Below are 3,053 nucleotides of genomic sequence, written 5' to 3' on the forward strand. Positions count from 1 at the left end.
CAACCGGGGGTTTTGCCCAATGAGCTATAAATCGGACATTGAAATCGCGCGCGAGGCGCAGAAGAAGCCTATTCAGGAAATTGGCGCTAAGATTGGCATCGATTCTGCTGATCTGCTGCCCTATGGCCATGACAAAGCGAAGGTGAGCCAGGACTTCATCAACTCGGTTCAGGGTCGAGAAGACGGCAAGCTGGTGCTGGTCACCGCGATCAACCCGACGCCTGCGGGTGAGGGTAAGACGACCACGACCGTTGGTCTGGGTGATGGTCTGAACCGCATTGGCAAGAATGCGATGATCTGTATCCGCGAAGCCTCGTTGGGCCCGAACTTTGGCATGAAGGGCGGCGCCGCGGGTGGCGGTTACGCGCAGGTTGTTCCGATGGAAGAAATGAACCTGCACTTCACCGGGGATTTCCACGCGATCACCTCGGCGCATTCGCTGCTGTCGGCGATGATCGACAACCACATCTACTGGGGCAATGAAGCCGAGATCGATGTACGCCGCGTCGCATGGCGCCGCGTGGTCGACATGAATGACCGCGCCCTGCGTCAGATCACAGCGTCCCTGGGTGGTGTGTCGAACGGCTTCCCGCGCGAAACCGGCTTTGACATCACCGTGGCGTCCGAGGTCATGGCGATCCTGTGCCTGTCCAACGACCTGAAGGATCTGGAAAAGCGTCTGGGTGACATCATCGTGGCCTACCGCCGCGACAAGACCGCTGTTTACTGCCGCGACATCAAGGCGGAAGGCGCGATGACCGTGCTGCTGAAGGACGCGATGCAGCCGAACCTGGTGCAGACGCTGGAAAACAACCCGGCATTCGTCCACGGTGGCCCGTTCGCGAATATCGCGCATGGCTGTAACTCGGTCATTGCCACCAAGACGGCGCTGAAAGTCGCTGACTACGTTGTGACTGAGGCCGGTTTTGGGGCCGATCTGGGTGCCGAGAAGTTCATGAACATCAAGTGCCGCAAGGCGGGCATCGCGCCGTCTGCAGTGGTGCTGGTTGCCACCGTGCGTGCAATGAAGATGAACGGCGGCGTTGCCAAGGCCGATCTGGGCGCGGAAAACGTCGACGCGGTCAACTCGGGATGTGCCAACCTGGGCCGTCACATCGAGAACGTGAAATCCTTTGGCGTGCCGGTTGTGGTTGCCATCAACCACTTCGTCACCGACACCGATGCCGAAGTGCAGGCGGTCAGCGACTATTGCGCCGAACATGGGGTTGAGGCGGTTCTGTCGCGTCACTGGGAACTGGGCTCGGAAGGCTCTGCGCCGCTGGCCGAGAAGGTTGTCGAGATCGTAGAAGGCGGCAGTGCCAACTTCGCACCGATCTACCCCGATGACATGCCGCTGTTCGAGAAGATCGAAACCATCGCCAAGCGCATCTACCGCGCCGACGAGGTTCTGGCCGACAACAAGATCCGCAACCAGCTGCGTGAGTGGGAAGAGGCCGGATACGGCAATCTGCCGGTCTGCATGGCCAAGACGCAGTATTCGTTCTCGACCGATCCGACCTTGCGCGGCGCGCCCACCGGTCATTCGGTTCCGGTGCGTGAGGTTCGCCTGTCGGCAGGTGCTGGCTTCATCGTGGTTGTCTGCGGCGAGATAATGACCATGCCCGGTCTGCCACGCAAACCGGCTGCGGAAACCATCTGCCTCAATGACGCAGGTGAGATCGAGGGCTTGTTCTAAGCCGCCGAATAGGACATCTCGTGGTCCGGGGTTTTCCCGGGCCATGAGGAGATCGCGATGCCCACTCTGACACCGCCGCAAGACTGTGCAACGATGCAGGATCTGCGGGTTCAGATCGACAAGCTGGACCGCCAACTGATCGAAATGTTGGTGGCGCGCGCAGGCTACATTGACCGCGCGTCCGAGCTGAAGCCGGGCGAGGGCCTGCCGGCCCGTATCCCGGACCGTGTCGAAGACGTGGTGCACCGCGTGCGCACAAGCTCGGCCGAGTTGGGAATGGATCCGGATTTGGCCGAAAGACTGTGGCGCATGTTGATTGACTGGTCGATTGCACGTGAGGAACGTGTTCTCGGCCCGGACTGAATGACCGGGCGCTTCACGCGCCCGATCCGTTTTTGAAAGAAGGGATCAAAGGATGGTAGCGCAGGTTATCGACGGCAAGGCCTTTGCGGCCAAAGTGCGCGCGCAAGTGGCCGATCAGGTTGCAAAGCTGAAAGAGGAAAACGGCATCACCCCCGGCCTGGCCGTGGTTCTGGTCGGCGAAGACCCGGCCAGTCAGGTCTATGTCCGCTCCAAGGGCAAGATGACCGTCGAGGTCGGCATGAACTCGTACGAGCACAAGCTGGATGTCGATACCTCGGAAGAGGACCTGCTGGCGCTGGTCGACACGCTGAACAACGATCCGGCTGTGCATGGCATTCTGGTTCAATTGCCGCTGCCCAAGCATCTGAACGAGGATCTGGTGATCAATTCGATCGACCCGGCCAAGGATGTCGACGGGTTCCATATCTCCAACGTGGGCCTCTTGGGCACCGGTCAGAAATCGATGGTGCCCTGCACCCCGCTGGGCTGTCTGATGATGCTGCGCGACCACCATGGCTCATTGTCGGGCATGGATGCGGTTGTGATCGGACGCTCGAACATCGTGGGCAAGCCGATGGCGCAGCTGCTGCTGGGCGACAGCTGCACCGTGACCATCGCGCACAGCCGCACCAAGGATCTGCCCGACGTGGTCCGCCGCGCCGACATCGTCGTGGCCGCCGTTGGCCGCCCCGAAATGGTGCCGGGTGACTGGATCAAGGAAGGCGCCACCGTCATCGACGTGGGCATCAACCGCATTGATGCGCCCGAAAAAGGTGAAGGCAAGACCAGGCTGGTCGGCGACGTCGACTACGCCAGCGCCGCAGCACGCGCCGGCGCCATCACCCCGGTCCCCGGCGGCGTTGGCCCCATGACCATCGCCTGCCTGCTGGCCAACACACTCACCGCCTGCTGCCGAGCAAACAAACTGCCAGAACCAGAAGGCCTCACAGCCTGAGCATACCGTTGGGGCGCAAAAAATGCGCCCCAACGAAAC

Annotated in this window: 3 protein-coding genes; all 3 read left to right on the top strand. The window is 61.2% G+C overall.

Going from position 1 to position 3,053, the window contains the following annotated elements; all coding sequences use genetic code 11:
- Nucleotides 1-19 precede the first annotated feature (19 nt).
- From AC2FIS_RS23100 to folD, 3 genes are read left to right on the top strand one after another with little or no spacing between them, the layout of a single operon-like run.
- On the top strand, nt 20-1,696 hold the full coding sequence (locus AC2FIS_RS23100; protein ID WP_113790747.1) for a formate--tetrahydrofolate ligase: 1,677 nt from the start codon (nt 20-22) through the stop codon (nt 1,694-1,696).
- A 57-nt stretch (nt 1,697-1,753) separates the two neighbouring features.
- A complete protein-coding gene (locus tag AC2FIS_RS23105) occupies nt 1,754-2,059 on the top strand; it encodes a chorismate mutase (RefSeq protein WP_113790748.1) in 306 nt (101 codons plus the stop codon).
- A 52-nt stretch (nt 2,060-2,111) separates the two neighbouring features.
- Entirely contained in the window at nt 2,112-3,014 is a 903-nt protein-coding gene (folD, locus tag AC2FIS_RS23110) for a bifunctional methylenetetrahydrofolate dehydrogenase/methenyltetrahydrofolate cyclohydrolase FolD (protein WP_496775610.1), read from the top strand.
- Nucleotides 3,015-3,053: the final 39 nt, after the last annotated feature.

Source organism: Ruegeria sp. CDSB113 (assembly GCF_059611045.1).